This is a genomic window from Bacillus paranthracis (genome assembly GCF_024296885.1).
GTDB lineage: Bacteria > Bacillota > Bacilli > Bacillales > Bacillaceae_G > Bacillus_A > Bacillus_A paranthracis.
The window spans coordinates 2376592-2394901 of the sequence record NZ_CP101135.1 but is presented as its reverse complement, the minus strand read 5'-3'; the positions used below and the strand labels follow the sequence as shown (position 1 = coordinate 2394901).

18 protein-coding genes and 3 pseudogenes are annotated in these 18310 nt (G+C 31.2%); 4 read left to right on the top strand and 17 right to left on the bottom strand.

Going from position 1 to position 18310, the window contains the following annotated elements; translation table 11 throughout:
- Positions 1-78: 78 nt before the first annotated feature.
- Positions 79-1305, top strand: a complete 1227-nt coding sequence (locus tag NLJ82_RS12210) for an MFS transporter (RefSeq protein WP_000772537.1) — start codon at positions 79-81, stop codon at positions 1303-1305.
- Between the two features lie 90 nt (positions 1306-1395).
- Here the strand turns inward: NLJ82_RS12210 and NLJ82_RS12205 are convergent, their stop codons facing one another.
- The 14 genes and pseudogenes from NLJ82_RS12205 to yqeK form a co-directional block, all read right to left on the bottom strand.
- Positions 1396-2205 carry a MerR family transcriptional regulator gene (locus tag NLJ82_RS12205; protein WP_000472614.1) on the bottom strand — a complete coding sequence of 270 codons (810 nt, stop codon included), beginning with the start codon at positions 2203-2205 and terminating at the stop codon, positions 1396-1398.
- Between the two features lie 109 nt (positions 2206-2314).
- A complete protein-coding gene (locus NLJ82_RS12200; protein WP_012644418.1) occupies positions 2315-3772 on the bottom strand; it encodes a serine hydrolase domain-containing protein in 1458 nt (485 codons plus the stop codon).
- Positions 3753-4283, bottom strand: coding sequence for a hypothetical protein (locus NLJ82_RS12195; protein ID WP_001992340.1), 531 nt, complete (start codon positions 4281-4283; stop codon positions 3753-3755). Before NLJ82_RS12195 ends, NLJ82_RS12200 begins: the two co-directional genes overlap by 20 nt.
- Complete coding sequence (locus NLJ82_RS12190; protein WP_001992369.1) at positions 4280-4585, bottom strand: PadR family transcriptional regulator; 306 nt, start codon at positions 4583-4585, stop codon at positions 4280-4282. Before NLJ82_RS12190 ends, NLJ82_RS12195 begins: the two co-directional genes overlap by 4 nt.
- 214 nt (positions 4586-4799) lie before the next feature.
- Positions 4800-5279 carry an SRPBCC family protein gene (locus NLJ82_RS12185; protein ID WP_033693450.1) on the bottom strand — a complete coding sequence of 160 codons (480 nt, stop codon included), beginning with the start codon at positions 5277-5279 and terminating at the stop codon, positions 4800-4802.
- A gap of 270 nt (positions 5280-5549) precedes the next feature.
- Positions 5550-5927 (bottom strand): annotated as a pseudogene (locus NLJ82_RS12180) (class I SAM-dependent methyltransferase); the annotation flags it as partial.
- Positions 5928-5950: 23 nt separating this feature from the next.
- Positions 5951-8626: a M4 family metallopeptidase gene (locus NLJ82_RS12175; RefSeq protein WP_000791140.1), complete on the bottom strand. Its 2676-nt coding sequence runs from the start codon at positions 8624-8626 to the stop codon at positions 5951-5953.
- A gap of 170 nt (positions 8627-8796) precedes the next feature.
- Positions 8797-9171, bottom strand: coding sequence for a hypothetical protein (locus tag NLJ82_RS12170; protein WP_001059029.1), 375 nt, complete (start codon positions 9169-9171; stop codon positions 8797-8799).
- Positions 9172-9613: 442 nt separating this feature from the next.
- Entirely contained in the window at positions 9614-10156 is a 543-nt protein-coding gene (locus NLJ82_RS12165) for a hypothetical protein (protein WP_002163643.1), read from the bottom strand.
- Between the two features lie 251 nt (positions 10157-10407).
- The gene (locus NLJ82_RS12160) at positions 10408-11256 is read right to left on the bottom strand and encodes a GNAT family N-acetyltransferase (protein ID WP_000617044.1); all 849 of its coding nucleotides are present in this window, start codon (positions 11254-11256) and stop codon (positions 10408-10410) included.
- Positions 11257-11349: 93 nt separating this feature from the next.
- Entirely contained in the window at positions 11350-11985 is a 636-nt protein-coding gene (locus NLJ82_RS12155; RefSeq protein WP_000446322.1) for an SDR family oxidoreductase, read from the bottom strand.
- Between the two features lie 15 nt (positions 11986-12000).
- A complete protein-coding gene (locus NLJ82_RS12150; RefSeq protein WP_000218297.1) occupies positions 12001-12738 on the bottom strand; it encodes a phosphorylase family protein in 738 nt (245 codons plus the stop codon).
- Positions 12735-13228, bottom strand: a pseudogene (locus NLJ82_RS28765) (DUF3885 domain-containing protein). Before NLJ82_RS28765 ends, NLJ82_RS12150 begins: the two are co-directional and overlap by 4 nt.
- A gap of 12 nt (positions 13229-13240) precedes the next feature.
- Complete coding sequence (yqeK, locus tag NLJ82_RS12140) at positions 13241-13849, bottom strand: bis(5'-nucleosyl)-tetraphosphatase (symmetrical) YqeK (RefSeq protein WP_088296502.1); 609 nt, start codon at positions 13847-13849, stop codon at positions 13241-13243.
- Positions 13850-14041: 192 nt separating this feature from the next.
- Between yqeK and NLJ82_RS12135 the strand changes: the two genes are divergently transcribed.
- The 3 genes from NLJ82_RS12135 to NLJ82_RS12125 all read left to right on the top strand — a co-directional run bounded on the left by NLJ82_RS12135 (position 14042) and on the right by NLJ82_RS12125 (position 17082).
- Entirely contained in the window at positions 14042-14737 is a 696-nt protein-coding gene (locus NLJ82_RS12135) for a response regulator transcription factor (protein ID WP_001038811.1), read from the top strand.
- Positions 14727-15884 (top strand): sensor histidine kinase, encoded by a 1158-nt coding sequence (locus tag NLJ82_RS12130; RefSeq protein WP_001243301.1) that lies wholly within the window; start codon positions 14727-14729, stop codon positions 15882-15884. The genes NLJ82_RS12135 and NLJ82_RS12130 overlap by 11 nt, the downstream gene beginning before the upstream one ends.
- A 181-nt stretch (positions 15885-16065) precedes the next feature.
- Positions 16066-17082 (top strand): D-alanyl-D-alanine carboxypeptidase family protein, encoded by a 1017-nt coding sequence (locus NLJ82_RS12125; RefSeq protein WP_001160078.1) that lies wholly within the window; start codon positions 16066-16068, stop codon positions 17080-17082.
- A gap of 58 nt (positions 17083-17140) precedes the next feature.
- Here NLJ82_RS12125 and NLJ82_RS12120 read toward each other — a convergent pair whose 3' ends face one another.
- The 3 genes and pseudogenes from NLJ82_RS12120 to NLJ82_RS12110 form a co-directional block, all read right to left on the bottom strand.
- A complete protein-coding gene (locus NLJ82_RS12120; protein WP_000288276.1) occupies positions 17141-17599 on the bottom strand; it encodes a DinB family protein in 459 nt (152 codons plus the stop codon).
- 2 nt (positions 17600-17601) lie between these two features.
- A pseudogene (locus NLJ82_RS12115) lies at positions 17602-17670 on the bottom strand (alpha/beta hydrolase); the annotation flags it as partial.
- Positions 17671-17719: 49 nt separating this feature from the next.
- The gene (locus tag NLJ82_RS12110; RefSeq protein ID WP_002092032.1) at positions 17720-18280 is read right to left on the bottom strand and encodes a nucleoside/nucleotide kinase family protein; all 561 of its coding nucleotides are present in this window, start codon (positions 18278-18280) and stop codon (positions 17720-17722) included.
- Between the last annotated feature and the right edge of the window lie 30 nt (positions 18281-18310).

Below are 18310 nucleotides of genomic sequence, written 5' to 3'. Positions count from 1 at the left end.
AATTAAAGAATTCTATATATGACAAGTATTGGACGAATTATTTTCAAATTTCTCTATAATAAAGGTGGTATAAACAGTGTGAAACTTATGCAAGAACGTAGCCTTACCGTAAAGACAACTTTTACTAAAGAATACAAGATTTTTATTTTGGGTTTACTCATTTCACGAATTGGGGACTCATTGTATACTTTTGCGTTACCTTGGATTGCCTATCAACTAACCGGTTCAGCTGTAATTATGAGTTCTTTATTTGCTATTAACGTATTGCCAATCGTTTTATTTGGCCCTTTAGTTGGTGTAATAATTGATCGTTATGATCGAAAAAAGTTACTTTTGGTAGCGGATATTACTAATATTATTTTAGTAAGTCTTGTTCCAATACTACATTCATTACATCTATTACAAATCTGGCATTTATACATAATTACTTTTATGTTAGCAGTTATGTCCATGCTTTTTGATGTAACAACTGTTACAGTCATTCCGCAAATTGCTGGAGCATCCTTAACGAAGGCCAATTCTTTCTATCAAATGGTTAATCAATTGGCTAGTTTATTTGGTCCAATGATAGCTGGGGTTTTCATTTCTTTTATTGGTGGCTTTCAGATGCTTTGGATTAATGTTCTTTCATTTATTGCAACATTAATTGCTGTGATATTATTACCGTCTATGAAAACCGTAAACAAGAAATGCCAAGATAAAAATACACTTCAAAATGTACTAGCTGATTTGGTTAATGGATGTAAATGGCTCAAAAATGACCGTTTAAATTTAGCTTTATCTTTTCAAGCTATGATTGGAAACTTTGGAGCAAGTGCGGTTTTAGGTGTGTTCATGTATTATTTACTATCCACATTGCAACTTACGCCCGAACAAAGTGGCTTTAATTATTTACTAATTGGAATAGGCGGGCTCTTAGGAAGCTTGATTGCAGTTCCTTTAGAAAAGAGATTGCAACGCGGTCTTCTAATTCCATTACTCCTATTTGTTGGAGCAATTGGCTTAACTTTTGCGCTTTGGAGTAGATATTGGCTTGCTCCCGGAATTGCTTTCGGTATTGCAATGACTTGCAATATTGCATGGAATACAATTGTAGCCACCGTTCGCCAGGAAACAGTTCCATCAAATATGCAAGGGAGAGTTTTAGGGTTTTCACGTGTACTTACACGATTAGCTATGCCACTTGGAGCGTTAGTAGGAGGTATTATTTCAGCTTATAATCCTGTCTTTGTATTTGCTTTAGCTGCTTTTACTAAATTAATTGAAGTCTTTATTGCTTTATATAGTCCGATACGAAAACTATAATAGAAGGAAAGATAACTATGATTGGTTAATTGCAATTATGGATAAGTTTATAAAGAAAAAGGCATATTATAATGCCTTTTTTCTTTACAATCATTTAACTGGATAACAAACTTCTGTAACCCATTTATTAGCATCCGATTCCATCGCTGGGCTCACATGATAAATATTAAACATTGGACCTGCTAATTCGTAACCTTCTGTCTCAATCCATTTTGCCGCAGCTTCATTTACAGCTGTCATTTGTTCATAACTTCCATTAACCGTTATGGAAGCTACATTGGTTGATTTTACATTTTTAAATGTAACGTCTTTTGTATTTTTTTGATTCCCTAAAATACTTAGCTGTATTTCTACATCTACATCATTTTCTTTGTATTCACGATCATGGAAAACTGCAATACTATAACTCGGATGGGCAATACTAATATTTTTCATTTGTATTTCTTGCATTAATACACCCCATAAATCCTCTTCGCAATTATAAGATGGAATAATCTTTCTAACACTAGCTACATTTCTTTCTGGAATTTCCTTTATTGAAACATGATAGTTCATCTCAACTACATCCTCTCTCATCGATTTCATTGAATCTTCGAGGAGACGTAATTGTTTTTGGAGGTTAGTCATGTCTTCTTTAATTTGAACACTACGATTTAAAAATTGCTCTTTTATGCTATCTATATTATTGCATTCTATTATTTCTTTAATGGTAGCAATATTAAACCCCATACCTTTTAATGTTTGAATTTGATTTACTTTTTTTAATTGGTCTGCTGAATAAAATCGATATCCACTCAGCTCATCGACTTTTACTGGTTGTAATAATTCCACTTTGTCGTAGTGCCTCAACATACGAATACTAATGGAAGATAGTTTTGAAAAATCCCCTATTTTAAACATATTTTCCTCCTATAAATTACATCTACTTCGAAGCTCAACTTTATCTTAAACAATGACATCGTGTGAGAGTCAACTGTTTATAACACTTGAATTATATTTCTTCAATTATTTACTCGTATACCCTCTTTCGTCTTAAACCTATGAAGATTGATAATAATCCGTTCACAGCTAATAAAATTACTATAATACTTGTAAGTAAACCTATATCTGCCGCAAATATTTTTATCGTACGCCATGGTGAACTTGTACTATAAGTAAGAAGTGGGATGAAAATAATAGATAATAGTAGGGATAGACTCCCTATGAATAACCAAATTAGCTTTTTTACGCTTTTCATATGTTTATACTTTTTAATTAACATAATTGATATTATGAAAAGTATAAGTGTAACTAGCAACAAAACAATTTGTATTAATGGGATGTTTTTAGGGATATCAACCGGTTCTTCTCCATTCAAAATACTAATAATCCCCTTTTTCAATTCTGATAGTGCGGTTTCTTCTAATACATGATTTTTATTTGTTAAAATCATACCACTCCAGCCACTTTTATTTAAAGTAAATATTTCTGCACGAGCATCGGGCGTTGATCCTGAATGCCAAATCATCGTTTCGCTTTCATTTATATTTGTTGTTCTTAATCCAAAACCATAACTTTTTTCTGAATTTATTTTATAAAGTGATGAAAGATAAAGATCCATGTTTTCTTGCTTTAAAAATTGAGGATTTTCTTGGCGATTCAAAAACATAATGAATTGAATCATATCTTCCAAATTCGCGGTAATATAGCCATATGGTGCCCCGGCATTATCATAGGACACTACACTTTTTCTTGGTATGCCAAACCACGACTGATAACCTGTTAAATAGCCTTTTTCATATGCAATTTCTTTACTTGCTGCCGCACCATTCATATTTAATAGCCGAAAAACATGTTTTTGCATATATGAGGAATATGTATCATTTGTAACTTCTTCAATAAGTGCACCTAAAACCATATAATTCACATTACTATATTGATATTTTTCACTTGGTGGAGCAGTTACTTTTACATTTGAAAGCTTCATTACATTTTCTTTTAATGCTGTAGAACTTTTGGATTGCTTATCTGATAATAATAAGCCCTCATATGTGCTTATTCCACTTGTATGAGTTAGTAGATGTTGGATTGTTATAGTTGAGGATATTTGAGAATCTTTTAGTTTAAACCAGGGGAGGTATCGTTGAACAGGATCCTCTAATTTTATTTTTTTATCTTCTATTAATTTCACGATAGCTAAAGCTGTTAAAGATTTACTTATTGAGCCGATTGCAAATGGAGTTTTACTAGTTACCTTTTTTTCAGATTCTCCAGTAATCCCCATCGTTTTTGTGAAGAATACATCTTTATTATGTACAATTGCAACAGCAGCTCCTGGAATATTTTGCTCCTTTATAAACTTTTCAACATAATTATCTAATGTAGCTTTAATATTTTGCTGAGCGTAAACTTTTGAAGGTGTGATACATAATATTAATACATTACAAAGCATACAAATTAGAGACAGTTTATAGATCGTATTCTTCATTATACTTTAGATGCTTTCTTTTTTTATAACTTACTAAGCTAATAAACACTGCTACAGAGAGCGTAAAACTAAGCATTATTAATAATACGTTCCACCATTGATTTTCTGATATGCGATATAAAATATTATAATTAAATGTATTTTTACTATTAGTTGAATTAAATGATTCAGTTAAAAATATTGAAAATGTAGTTTGCGAGATGAGGTAAGTAATAAATGCGATGAATATGCCACGTAAGACAAATGTGTTGTATTTTCCTTTTTCATTTTGAAATTGTTTCATTTTAACTTGTAAATCAATTTCATTTATTTCTATAAAATCTTGAACAAATAATTGAGGGGTACCTAAATCATCTATACTGTCTTCACCATGTTCACGACATTCTTGAATATGTTCTAATATTTGGCGCTTAATATTTTCCCTTTCTTCTAAACTAATATCGTATTGCTTTAATTCCTTTAGTACGTCTGTTAAAAATTGCTTTTCTTTACCTATCAATCTATTCCTCATTTCAGAAGGTCTCCTTTCAAACCGCTTTTTAATAATGTTTGAATATCCGATTGCAATTCTAACCACTCATTAATTTTCTTCTCAAGACGTATTTTACCGTTTTCATTAATTTCATAATAAATTCTAACTTTACCACTGTCTGTTACTTCTTGATAAGTATTAACCCACTCTTGATTTTTCAGCTTAGTTAAAATGGGGTAAATACTTCCTACTCCTTTCAATTTTAAATTGTATACTTCAAGTTCTTTCATAATCTCATAACCATAACTTTTCTTTTTCGACAAAATAGATAATACACACATTTCTAAATGACCTTTAATTAAGCTTGTTCTATCCATAGGATAAATTTAACAGAAATATATACTTCATTCAAGTATATATTTCTGTTAAATGCAAAAAAACAGACAATAAAACGAAAAGATTAACAAACAACAATACCACTTATCAACTGTTTTTAATCTTAATAATCACTTTTATAATATAATAATTACACAATGAATATAACCTTTAAGGTAATTATCCTCTTACTTCAATAACCTTATCTTTATATATTTCAAACCATTGTTGCCATTCATCTTTAGAAAATTCTTTTTCTTCTCCTTCTAGAACGGCAGAAAAAAGATCTAAACAAATATGCCAACCTGCTATATCTTTCGGTGTATGATCAGTTAATTCATGAATGTATTCTTTAAGAAGTAAAAGAGAACCATTTTCCTCTTTATGTATTTCAAATCGGACACGATCTTTACCCCAAGTAAATTCAAGTACTGAGTTTAATTGACATTCTAAAATATCAATATTTATGAATGAACCATCCATCATATCAAACTTTATGACTCCACCTGTTTTAAGGCTTTCAACCTGTAAATTAGACATCCATTTTTTCAGCTTACTGGTTTCTGTTAAAGCAGACCAAACTTCCTCTATTGTATATGGAAATTCGCGTTCAAATTTTACAATATATCCATTAGTTAGTTTTCCAATTTCAGCTATTATATTGATTGCCCCCTTTTATAGAATGTATGTTCTTATTTCATTTTACACGAATATAAATATAAAATAAATCTTTATGTCAATGAAGTATTAATTTAAAGTTAATGGTGATGAGAAAAACTTAAATATTTTCTAAATCGAGTTATATAATCGTGAGAATTAATTATCATGTATGTACGTTTCTCTATTAAATATAGACTTACGCACAAATAAAAAGAGCCGCATTTGCGACTCATGAAATTATAAAATTAACTCCTGCTTTTGTTGAATGATTTACCTCTTAATCGCATCAACAATTAAAGACGGAAAACCAAGTTTATCGCCCTTATTTCTAGAATCATATCTTTTCGAGCGGAAAATCACACCGTCGTTTGCATCCCATTCATTGTAATAAAACTGACCATTTTCATCACAATATTCAAGTAAAACTACCTCAAATCCAGCAGTTTCAAACATTTTCGTTAGTGTTTTATAGGTATGGACAATTTTATGACTTGCTGCTGGGTGATCTTTTGGGCCAGGTCCACCTATTTGAACTATCTTTTGGTACGTCTCATCTCGGAAAAATGCATCAGGAACACCGCACCGAATATGCCCCCCTTGCTTTAAAAATTCATAGCAAATTTCAGCAGCTCTTACACCTTCTTCAAACAAATAAGCTGTACTATCTACTTTTATATTTTTCTAAATTTGCGAACTAAAGTGAACACTATACCTGCAAAAACCATCCATAAGCCCATTGTTGTACTATTAGTTGTACTGCCCCCCGTGTTTGGAAGCTCTTTATATGTAGATTCTTTTTTATCAGAATTACTGTTGTTTTGGATATTACCGCTATTACTGTTATTAGTACTACCTTTAGCTTTGCTAGCGTCTGTATCCTTCACTAATACTTTTTGTATGGCATGTACCTTATTACCTACAGAATCTGTGACACTATATATTATTTCAAAAGTACCAACTTTAGTGGTATCTCCAATATCTTTATATACTACTTTAGAAGTAAGATCACCATCTTCTTTATCCGTAGCTGATACACCTACCATTGGATTGAATTCATCTCCCTTAGTAATTGTAGTTGTAGAAGGTACTTTTAGTATTGGTATGTCATTCTTAACTTCTTCTCTACCTGTGACTGTTACAGTTTGTTTCGCAATTTCTTCATGGCCTTTAGAATTTGTAACTGTATACGTTACTATGTAAGTACCGACTTTAGAGGTATCTACTTCCCCCTCAACTTTTACTTTAGAAGTAAGATCGCCGTCTTCTTTATCAATAGCTTTTACTTTTTCCATCGGATCGAATGATTCTCCTACAGTAATTGTCGTTGCAATAGGAACTGTTAATGTAGGTTTTAGATCTGATGTTTCTCCATCCCTCTCTACAATTACGGTCTGTGTTACCGTTGCTTTCCCACCTTGAGAATCAACGACAGAGTAATCCACAATGTATTTGCCTGGTTTAGAAGTGTCTACATCACCTTTATGTTCTACTCGATTTGTTAAATCACCATCTTCTTTATCAATAGCTTTTATATTGCTCATTGGGTCAAACTTATCACCGACACGTAGTGTAATTGTTGGCGGTACTGTTAGCTCTGGGACTTGGTTTGCCTCAGTTTTTTCGTTTTCTTTCACTGTTCCTTTAATTTTTGCTGCATCAAAAGCTTTTTGGACCGTTTCAACCTCAATGGAATTTGCCCCATATTTATTTGTTGCAACTTTAAGACACGCTAATCTTAATTCAGAGAAATTAGAAGTCATGTTCAATTCATCAGTATTTGCATAATAGAAAATATCAAACATTTTATCTTCACCAATACCATTTACAGTTACACCGTTATGAGTGCCACCTTGTGCAATTAAATACGCGACTTTATTAATAATACTTGAGTTGAAATGAACGCCCTCATTATCCTCTCCGTTTAAATCACTGTATTTGCTATAATCATCTGGATACGGTACTCCATTAAAAAATTTGACTGAAGATGGATTTTTCATATTACGGAGAACTGATCCACTTTGTTCTCCTATTGTCCAATTAAATTCCCCATTATTTATATATTTCTCAATAGCCGTTCCCATAATATCAGATAACGCCTCGTTAATTGCTCCAGATTCTCCAAAAAATTCAAGATTAGATTCACTAGATGTAACCGCATGTGTAAATTCGTGACCCGCTATGTCAAACGATCTAACCATTGGATCACCATATATAAGCATACTAACATTGTTAATATTAGCGCTAAATGCATTCCCCCAATTTTTAGGATCACTTGTTTCTCCAGAATCCCATGCATGTACAACTGAAACTACTTTTTTCCCTTTATTATCAAAACTATTACGCTTATATTTGTCTTTATAAAAATCATATACGTTTGTCGCTAAGAAATGAGCACTTACCGCTTTTGGGTCATTAAATGTTGTTGATGTGCTAGTTGTTAATATACCAGGATAATATTTTTCTTCAAAAGTAATATCTCTATAATTTACATCATACGTCTCAATTCCTTGCCCTCTTGTATAATCAGCAAGCGCATATTTCCCGTTACTTTGTTCAGAAATACCGAATGTACGAGTTATTCCTAAATCATCTTTTCCAGTCCCGGTTAATGATTTAAAATTACTTTTTTTACTCTCCTGAATAGCTTCAACACGCTCTTCATTTACTTTTAAATCTGACTCTTGCACCATATTTTTCAACATATCACCACTATGAGCATCCACTAAATAAGTTCCAGATACATAGTTTGGTGTGGCAGCTGCAAATGTAACTTGATATGCATTTGTAGCTTGCCCACGATTTTCATCAACAAAAATAACTTCCTTAACTTCTGCCTCAGAAATAAATTGAATATCATTTCCGTACTTCGTATAAATATATTGTTTTGCTTCTTCTTTTGATAAATTAATAGGATTCTTTAAATCTTCTTTTTCTAAGTTTTGTGCACTTTCCCCTGAAACACTTTTAATAATACCCTTTTTATCTACATGAGCAGTCAATTGGTGTCCGTATACTTCTTTACCTTCATATATTTGTTGCATACGAACAAGTGTAGTCCCATCATATGAACCACGTTTTTGAAGAACCTTGTAATCTACCCCTTTGTCTCCACTAACTTGTTTTGGAGACAAAGCATGTTCCGTCTTTTCCTTAAGTGCATCTTTCACTACGTTCTCTGGCGTTTTTTGTGATGATTTTGTAAGTTCACCTGTACGGAACGAATCCTCTTGAATATCAACTTGCATTTGATCCGTTTCCTCCGCATAACCTTTCTCGTATGGTACTATGCTTGTCAAAGCTAATCCTGTTGTTAATGCAACTATAGCTATTTCTTTTTTATTTTTCATGTTATTTCCCTCTTATGATTTCCTAAAATATGAAATTACTAAAATTTATACAATCTATTTCTAATGTAAAAAGATGACTTCTGTAATCAACAAAAGTCACCTCTTCAATATGTAATACCCCTAATATATTTTTAATGCATAATTTCTATATAAAACAGAAAAAGCATTCATTAACGAGCATTTTGCATTACTTTTATTAGGTCATTTATATTTTCAACTTTCTGCTGAAACTGATCAAATCTACTATGTAACAATGAAGGATTCTTATCTTCAGTTGAAATAACTTTTTTTAACTCCTGTTCTAATATATCATATGTATCAAAGAAATTATCAAATTCTACACTTACAAGCTCTTCATTTTCACGATAAAATCTTTTTGTTTCTATATAAGTCATGTATGATTTATTTAAAAAACCTAATGAAATTAAATATTTAGAAGTGTTTTCTTGATAAATAGCAATATCGCATGCTATTTTCATATCAGAATAAGTTCTTTGAACGAAAGAATGCAATTCAAAAATCTTAAACTTTAATCCATTATTCATTTCATCCCCTCCCATCCTATCTATTCTACATAAAAAAAGAATATTATACAAAATATAATATCATCATAAAAGTAATAATTTAAAAATCAACTTAAGAATAAACAAATTCAAAGCTCTTTCATTAATAGAAAGTTCAATATGTCCACGAGAGGAAAACATATCAAACAAAACGACAGTCTAGATGCATATACACTCCTTTCAAATTTGATAGGTATTTTACTTTTTATACATAAAAAAGAACGAATCTACATTCGCTCTTCTCCACATATTTATGGTGCAAAGTTTATCATCCGACTTAACATAAATCTTAATATAGTAAACAGTAGTATAAAAACAAATAAACTACATGCCTACGACTAAGCAGAATACTTCAGCCTCAACTATTTATAAAAAACTTCCGCCATAGTTAAAATATTTAAGATATACAATAATAGTAAATTATTTATTTTTTCCTTTTAGTTTTCATTCGATGCTGGAACGACAGAGTCGCCATAAATACAGTTATCCCCCACAAGAATAATCCGCCATATGTCACCACATATACCCAAATAGCCAATCCTTCGGTGTATCCTTTAGGAAGTATTCCTAAAAATTGAAACACTGTTAAGAAACTAACTATAACTGTGAATACTCCAACTGCCCATCCTGATATGATTAATAACCATCTCGGTAGCTTCTCTCCCCATGAAGTAACGAGCGCTATAGCAAATAAAGATGCAAGTACTGCTAAGAGAGCTGTGAAGTCTATTCCAATGGTATATAGCGTATATAAAAAGGAGGATCCTTCCTGTAATGTTTCACCAAATCCTGTCACACTTTGAACAGCTTGCTTTGTTGTAAGTCCTACCGTTGATCCCCATGCCCAAAGAGATTTTAAAATTGCATATGGTAACAGGGAAACAGCTGCAACATAACCCCATCCTTTACTCAAATAAACTTTATCATTTATTTCTGAGCCCATACCCTTCTCATATTTTAAGTTCAAAATCCCCTCTCCCTTCTCATATAAGAAATGAATCTCCTTTTAAAAACTATACAACGATTGTACATTTCAGAAGTTATTTATTTGCTTCTTTATTCAAGAATATGGTCCTTTCTTTCAATAAAGCAAGTTGCATTTTTTACAATTTTATTTTACTTTAAAAATTTTATTATCTTTGCACACATTTTTAATGTGATTCTTATATTATTTAAAATAAAAAAATAATAAGCGAAAAGAATATCTCCTTTCGCTTATTATAATAAAAAGTACATTTCATATTGTTCTAATGAACTCTTTTCGAAATCCATTTTTTTCAAATATCCTTCTAGCAAACTATTATTAGGAAAGCCAATAGTTAACGTGGACAACTTCAATTCTTCAATTGCTACTTGTAATAAATTCGTCCCAACACCAATATTTCTATAATCTTTGTCTACAAAAATAAAACTGATTTTACCTTGTTCATTCATACATATAGAACCTTTTAAATCATTATCGACATATGCACCATAAAATGTATGATTTGTTTTTTCGATATAATCCATATCATTTTGCCAGTTTATATGGAAGTGTAACCATTTCTGAATTTCAACTTTAAAAGCTGCAAATTCTAATTGTTTTACTTCAATTCCTTTACATTCTTTAAGCATTATTTTAGTCATATCTTTTAAATTATAATAAGATAGATCGTACACTTTTTCATAGCCTAATTTATTATAAAAACGAATCGCCCGGTCATTACCTACAATGACTTCAAGAAAAAGTTGCTTACACCCGTTTTGAATCGCTTCATCTTTATGCAGTTCAAATAACTTTTGACTCACACCAATACCGCGATACTTAGGGTGAATAGCTAATGTTCCACAACGCATTGTTTTTATACTTTCATAAATCTTAATACCACCAAGTATTACACCAACTGGTTTGTCACCGTCTAAAGAAAGAAACGAGTGTTCTAACGAATTCCCTTCAGCTCCAAAAAACCTTTTTATAAAATCTTCTTTTGAAACTTCCATCTTAATAATATAATCTGAAAACCCATCCCTAAAAGCTTCATACACTAAATCTATATTTATTTCACTGCATCTTTTATATTGAATCATATAAAATTATCCCCCACTTACTCGTGTTAAACTTAACGTTCAAATACATAAGATCTACTAGTCACATCATACTTTAATTTTGAATTCTACTGCTTAATTTGAAATGAACGGACACTTCCCTACATATCTATCACTATTAATTTGTTTTATAACAAACGGTGCAATATCGCCATTTTGTATTTTAATTCCTGGCATATCAACTAAACTCTCTTTTATACTTCCAATACCATTTCCCTCTATAACAAATGGTAATCTAACAATTGTCCAATCTACCTCACTATTTTGGATAATTTGTAATTCTTTATATTTATCTTGCATCATTTTTGGTAAAAACAATTTAAACAAAGTAGCTCCTATTTTATTTACAATTCCCTTCTGATCTCCCGTAACATTTAAAGAACCTCCGGAAATTACAATATATCTTTTTATTTTAGACTCCTTCATCGCTTCTAAAATATGCTTCGTTACTGTACTAAAAATGTAAGATTCATTTTTCGGTTGACCTACTGCATTAATTACAGCACTACAACCTTGAAGTAAGTCTTGTATCGTTGAAAAGTTACGTGCATCCCCAATAATAGTCTCTATATTTTCATTTATTTTCTCTGTATTTGTAGAGTTTCTCGTTAATATTTTTACTTGATATCCCTTTTCTAACGCTTCATTTACAAGAATTTTTCCAGCTTTTCCGTTTGCACCCAAAATAGCTATTTTATTTGTACTTTCCAATATTAACCCCTCTTACTATCTATGATTTACTACATTAATCTCATATACACGTAAAAAAGCAATTAAATGCTCACACGCTCGTTCACATGTTAACATTTTAAAGATTTTTTGTTCCTCTTTCGTTTTATCATTTGCTTGATCTGAAGCAGCTTTTAAACATAAAAAAGGTTTTTTATTGATTTGACATACATAAGCAAAAGCTGCCACTTCTTGATCAACTGCCAATGCCCCATATACAGTATGGAGTAAATATCTCATTTCCGAACTACGGATACGTTGATCTCCAGATAAAAATGTCCCGAAATGAATCGGATCATACGATCGTATTTTTTTTATTCTTCTTACAAGTGATTTTGTTGTTTCAATAGGTGCTGTTCTACCATTATATAAGTTAAAAACATCTTCACCCGAACCAGCAGCAGTGACATCGTGTTGTATTGCGTTCAGTGCCACTACAATATGACCATTTTTCACCTTATTTGATAAACTCCCGCATATCCCTGTCATAAACAACTCATCCGGCTGAAACTCACTAATTAATAATTGTACACAACTAGCACAACTTACCTTCCCAACACCAGTTATAACTGAAATAATTTCCAGATCATTTATAGTATGAAAATGAAATTCCCAAGCGGCTTTTTTTTCAATGCGTTCACTTGGATAAGATTGATGCAAATACGTAAGTTCAGGTTCCCAAGCGGCTACGATTGCAATACGTTTCATTACAAACTTCACTTCCCTCACTGTCATTTAAATAATTTATCTATGCTTTCTCTTTTATAATCTGGTATCCACTCTTTATATTTCTCATATAAATTTCGTATTGTTTCTTTATTCTTCGAAATTACTTCACTTCCTCTATCATCATGCATAAACATGATAATATCTTTTGTTGCATTTATGAGAAATACATCTGGATAAGAAATTTCTTTTTTTGCGTCCTAAACGGGGATAAAGACCTGGTAAATCTTCATGATTCGCCGCTTTAATAAGTCGTTTATACTTTATATCACCAGCGAAATATTTTAATGAAAATTGATATGTACAATACAAGTCAGTTTCTTCATCTTCAAAAAAAAAGTGTGGATTTTTTACATTTCCCTTTTTAAGTCAATAAACATTTGCTATTAAAAACACTTTATCTTCTTTTGAAAATATATCTTCAAATAAGTGTTTATTATATGTATGGTACTAATGTAACCCCAGTAAATATTTCATTCATATATTCTTTTAACTGTATTTTATATTCTTTCTACTCTACAATTTCTTTTAACTGCCAATATGCATCTTCTAGCCAAGGGTGTAAAACTTTCAACGTATCTTTTCTATCCCACAAATATGAAATATATGCAAAAGTTGCATGTTCTAAAGATTTTTCTATCCCCTTTTTTACTTCTACTAAGTATGGTGGTGTCCCATTTTGATCCGATTCTATTTTATCAGCAACAAATAACACTAAATCCATCTTCGTTGCATGTTTACGCAGTGTGGTATGGCAACAAATTGCATTTAAAGTCTCTTCATCATGCACTTTAAATATCTCTTTTGCGATTACTCTCGAAAGTTTTTGATGAATAATCATTGGGAATTTTCGTTCTTCTTCTAATATCTCTATTCCAAATTCTTCAGCAACTACAATCCGTACTTCATTTGGAAAAATTGCACTAATATCATGTAAATATCCCGCAATCGCTGCTTTTTCTTCATCTTCATAAAACATTTTTGCAATTTTCCTCGCCTCATTTGCTACACGAATTGAATGTTTATATGTAGGCTTCTGATTATATTTTAATAAAAAATCTTTAATATCATTTTCTATTTTTCCAGTTGGAGAAAATGAATATATCTCCTTATATAACATAGTAAATCCTCCTTAAAACTAACTTTCAATATAATATATAATCTTAATATCCTTGTGTTTTGTATTCGTTATAAATGTTGTAATCCCTTTTTTAATACGTTACATGAAATTTTATACAGAATCATCGCTACAAGTACATAAATGTTTGATATTATAGTAATGTTAATGATTTGTAAGGAAAGGAACTACATAATGAATAAAAATATATTAATTATTGATGATGATAAAGAAATTGTTGAATTACTTGCTGTTTATTTGCGAAATGAAGGCTATAACATTTATAAAGCATATGATGGCGATGAAGCATTACAAATGATTTCTACATATGAAATTGACCTTATGATTTTGGATATTATGATGCCAAAACGAAATGGATTAGAAGTTTGCCAAGAAGTTCGTGAAAATAATACTGTACCTATTCTTATGCTGAGTGCAAAAGCAGAAGATATGGATAAAATATTAGGTCTTATGACTGGTGCAGACGATTATATGATTAAACCATTCAATCCATTAGAATTAGTAGCTAGAGTGAAAGCTTTACTACGAAGATCATCTTTCCAAAATGCTACTTCTCCCAAAAATGAAGATGGTATGATTCGCATTCGTTCTGCTGAAATTCACAAACATAATCATACTGTAAAAGTAAATGGAGAATATATTAAACTTACATCTATTGAATTTGATATTTTATATTTACTTGCGAGTAATACAGGACGAGTATTTAGTTCCGAAGAAATTTTTGAACGTGTTTGGAATGAAGATGGTTATGGTTCAAATAAAACTGTAATGGTCCACATTAGTAATTTACGGGACAAACTTGAAACAGGAATGAATGGAGAAAAATTTATTCATACTGTTTGGGGAGTAGGCTATAAAATTGAGAAATGAAGCATTTGATATATTAAAAGATATCCCGAAATGGAAACTTATTTTTTGGCTCTTATTAGCTATCACACTCACTCCTATTACTGAATTAATTATATATCGCCTCGTTACGAGTGTAATTGAGAGTTCGCTTACGTTAAGCGAACTTGGCAAAGAATTCATTAGAATTTTTGGTTATGAAAAATATAAAGGAATAAAAGAATCTCTATGGATGATGATTGTCTCTTATTTATTTTTATTTTCTATTTTCTCATCTTACCTATACATTTTTTATCGTCATGAAAGAAAGCTTTACTATGAAACTTGTATAAAAAAAATGATAGAAGAGATTCGCTATATTGCAAATGGAAACTTCAATCATAAAGTTTCTATCGTAAACCATAATTATCTAGAAGAGTTAGCAAGCGGGGTTAATCAAATTGTTGAACAATTGAAAGTCTCGATTGATGAAGAAAGACAGGCAGAACAAGCAAAAAGCGAACTGATTACAAATGTATCGCATGATTTACGTACTCCACTTACCTCTATAGTTGGATACGTGAATTTAATCCACCATGATAATTATAGAGATGAAGTAGAATTACGTCATTATATACAGGTCATTTACGATAAAGTAACTCGTCTTAACGCATTAATGAATGATTTGTTTGAATATACACGTGTTCAAAATAAAGAATTAAGTTTATATTCTGTCCCTATTGATATTGTGGAGCTTCTTGGACAATTAACAGTTCAATTTCGAATACAGCTGCAAGAGGCTAATATTGATTGTCGTCCCTTTTTCCCATCAAAGAAGCTAATGGTATTAGCTGATGGAGACAAATTAGTACGCGTATTTGAAAATCTAATTATTAATGCTATCGCTTACGGTAACGATGGTGATTATATTGATATTACTGCTTATGAAAGTAATAATATGATCGCAATCGATATAACCAATTACGGCCAACCTATTCCAAGTACCGATTTACCTCATATTTTTGAACGTTTTTATCGCGTTGAGAAATCGCGCTCTACAAACACTGGTGGATCTGGACTCGGATTGGCAATTGCAAAAAGTATTGTCGAATTGCATAAAGGAACAATCGAAGTGTATAGTGATGACAAAAAAACAACATTCACTGTAAAACTACAACCATATAAATGTTAATACAGCTTAATTTTAGGTCCAATTTCTTACGATATAAGAAATTGGACCTTTTATTTTCCAGTAACATCCAAAATTTAATAATCCTTTATAATTCTTTAGAAATTCTTTACCTTTTCTTTCTTCCTAATTAAGCATTCCTTTTTACAATATTATTATCGATGTCATAATAGGAGGATCGCTTATGCAATTCTTAAAAAAATTCACAATTTTATTATTATCTTTTGTTATTACTGCACTTATCGTTTTATATTTTTATCTTTATGTAAATGGCCCAATTATTCAAGCTAAATCAGCTATTTTAATAGATGCTCATTCAGGTGAAGTTGTTTATACAAAAAATGAAGAAACTCCTATACAATCGGCTACTTTATCTAAATTAATGACTGAATATATCACACTGGAACAACTAAATGAAGGAACTATACAGTTAGATGAAGTAGTAAAAATAAGTAACGAAGTTTTCCGAGCAGAAACGAGTCCTATACAAGTAACTTCGAAAGATAAAACGACGGTTCGTGATTTACTTCATACACTGTTATTGACAGGAAATAATCGTTCCGCACTTGCTCTTGCAGAACACATCGCTGGAAACGAAGATAAATTCACACAGTTAATGAATGAAAAAGCAAAACACCTAAAGTTATCACAATCATCTCCGTTTCTAAACGCTACTGGAATGAATAACGATACAAATAAACTTTCAACTACAACAGCAATTGAAGTTGCTAAACTAGCAACACAATTAGTAACAGACTTTCCAGATGTACTGAACGTTACAAAACTAACCTCTTACCAGTTCACCTTCAAAGATACGAAAGTTTTCAACACCAATAAAATGATATATTCCCTTAATAAAAACATTAAACACCAAGGTGTTGATGGCTTACAAACTAGTTTTTCAACTAATGGTAATTATAGTTTTGTCAGTACAGCAAAACGAGGAGATACTAGACTTATTTCAGTAATATTAGACGCCGATAATGAAAACAGCACTTTTATTGAAACTAAAAAATTACTACAGTACGGCTTTGACCCCTCCTCGTACTCTGCACTCCAAGCATTTAAAGATGCTGTTACATCTTGGACAGTTTTGCTTCAGTTTAAAAATTTGATCATACAAACATTGTTGATTTTCTTTATTATTACAATTTTAATGTTCTTACATATACGTCAAAAAAAATCCGAGGATTTCAACTAGGAAATCTTCTTATATATAAAAAACGGCTTACATTTACAATGCAAGCCGTTTTCTAAATCTATAGTCCTCTCCCAATTAAATTCGCTGAAACAGGCTGAAGATTTAACTCCCTCGCCCATATAGATAACTGACCGATATGGTGAATTTCATGTACAATTACGTGCCTTAAGACCTCACCATATGTATATGTTTTATCTGTCCATGAAGCTTTTAATATTTTACCTTCTAAGTTAGCTGACCATACTTGTAAAAAATCTTCTATTTCTCTTTTATATAAATCAGATAACGCTTTCACTTTTTGGATAGATTGATACTCTTTAAACTGCGGTGCCCGATCTTCTTTTTCTTGAAGCGCATTAATCCAGCTATACTCAACATCAACAATATGAAATAATGTTTCTAAAATACTTCCAACACCACCAACACGTTTGCGGAGTAATTCTTCCTCTGAAAGTTGCTCACACCACTTAAACCAATCATCTCTTACTTGCCAATTGTATCGAAATAAAGTGTACACATTTATCTCTCCCCTACCTCGATTATCCACTTTACAGCATCTATTATATATTGCGGCTCATCTTTTTGAATACTTGAATACATTTTAAAATCATCAACTTGTACATATTCCTCTATACATTTAACCATGAACGATCACTTCTCTCCGATAAAGTTCTTCTTCAATTTGATTAATTATTTCATCTATAGATAAAGCTCCATCCAAAACAATATCTGAATTTGGCTTTACAGTATGAAGCGCCTCCAAATAGGCTTTTCTAGCATATGTTATATAATGCTTTAAATCATTATGTATTTCACTCATTGCATCTTCTTTAAAATCTCGCAAAATTCTTCTAGCCATCGCAATATCTAAAGGTGTATCGATAAATATGGTTACATCAATGAATTGTCGCATTTCACTATTTAAGTATGCAAAAGGATAATCTACAATAATATATTCTACATTACTATCTCGTATAAGATGCTGAATATCCTTAATTAATGGTGTGAGTACCCATTCATTATAATTTGCTCCCTCATTAATCCATTTACAAATATCAGTAGGACAGTTTTCAAAGTGATAGCTATCAAAATATAGTGCTTTTGAATTTGTTAGCTTTTCAGTTAATCTTTCTGTAACAGTCGTTTTACCTCCTCCTGAAATAGCTGCAATTGTAATGATTTTCGTCTTTTTATTCATCATTTTCCCCCAATCCCCTTTTAATTAACA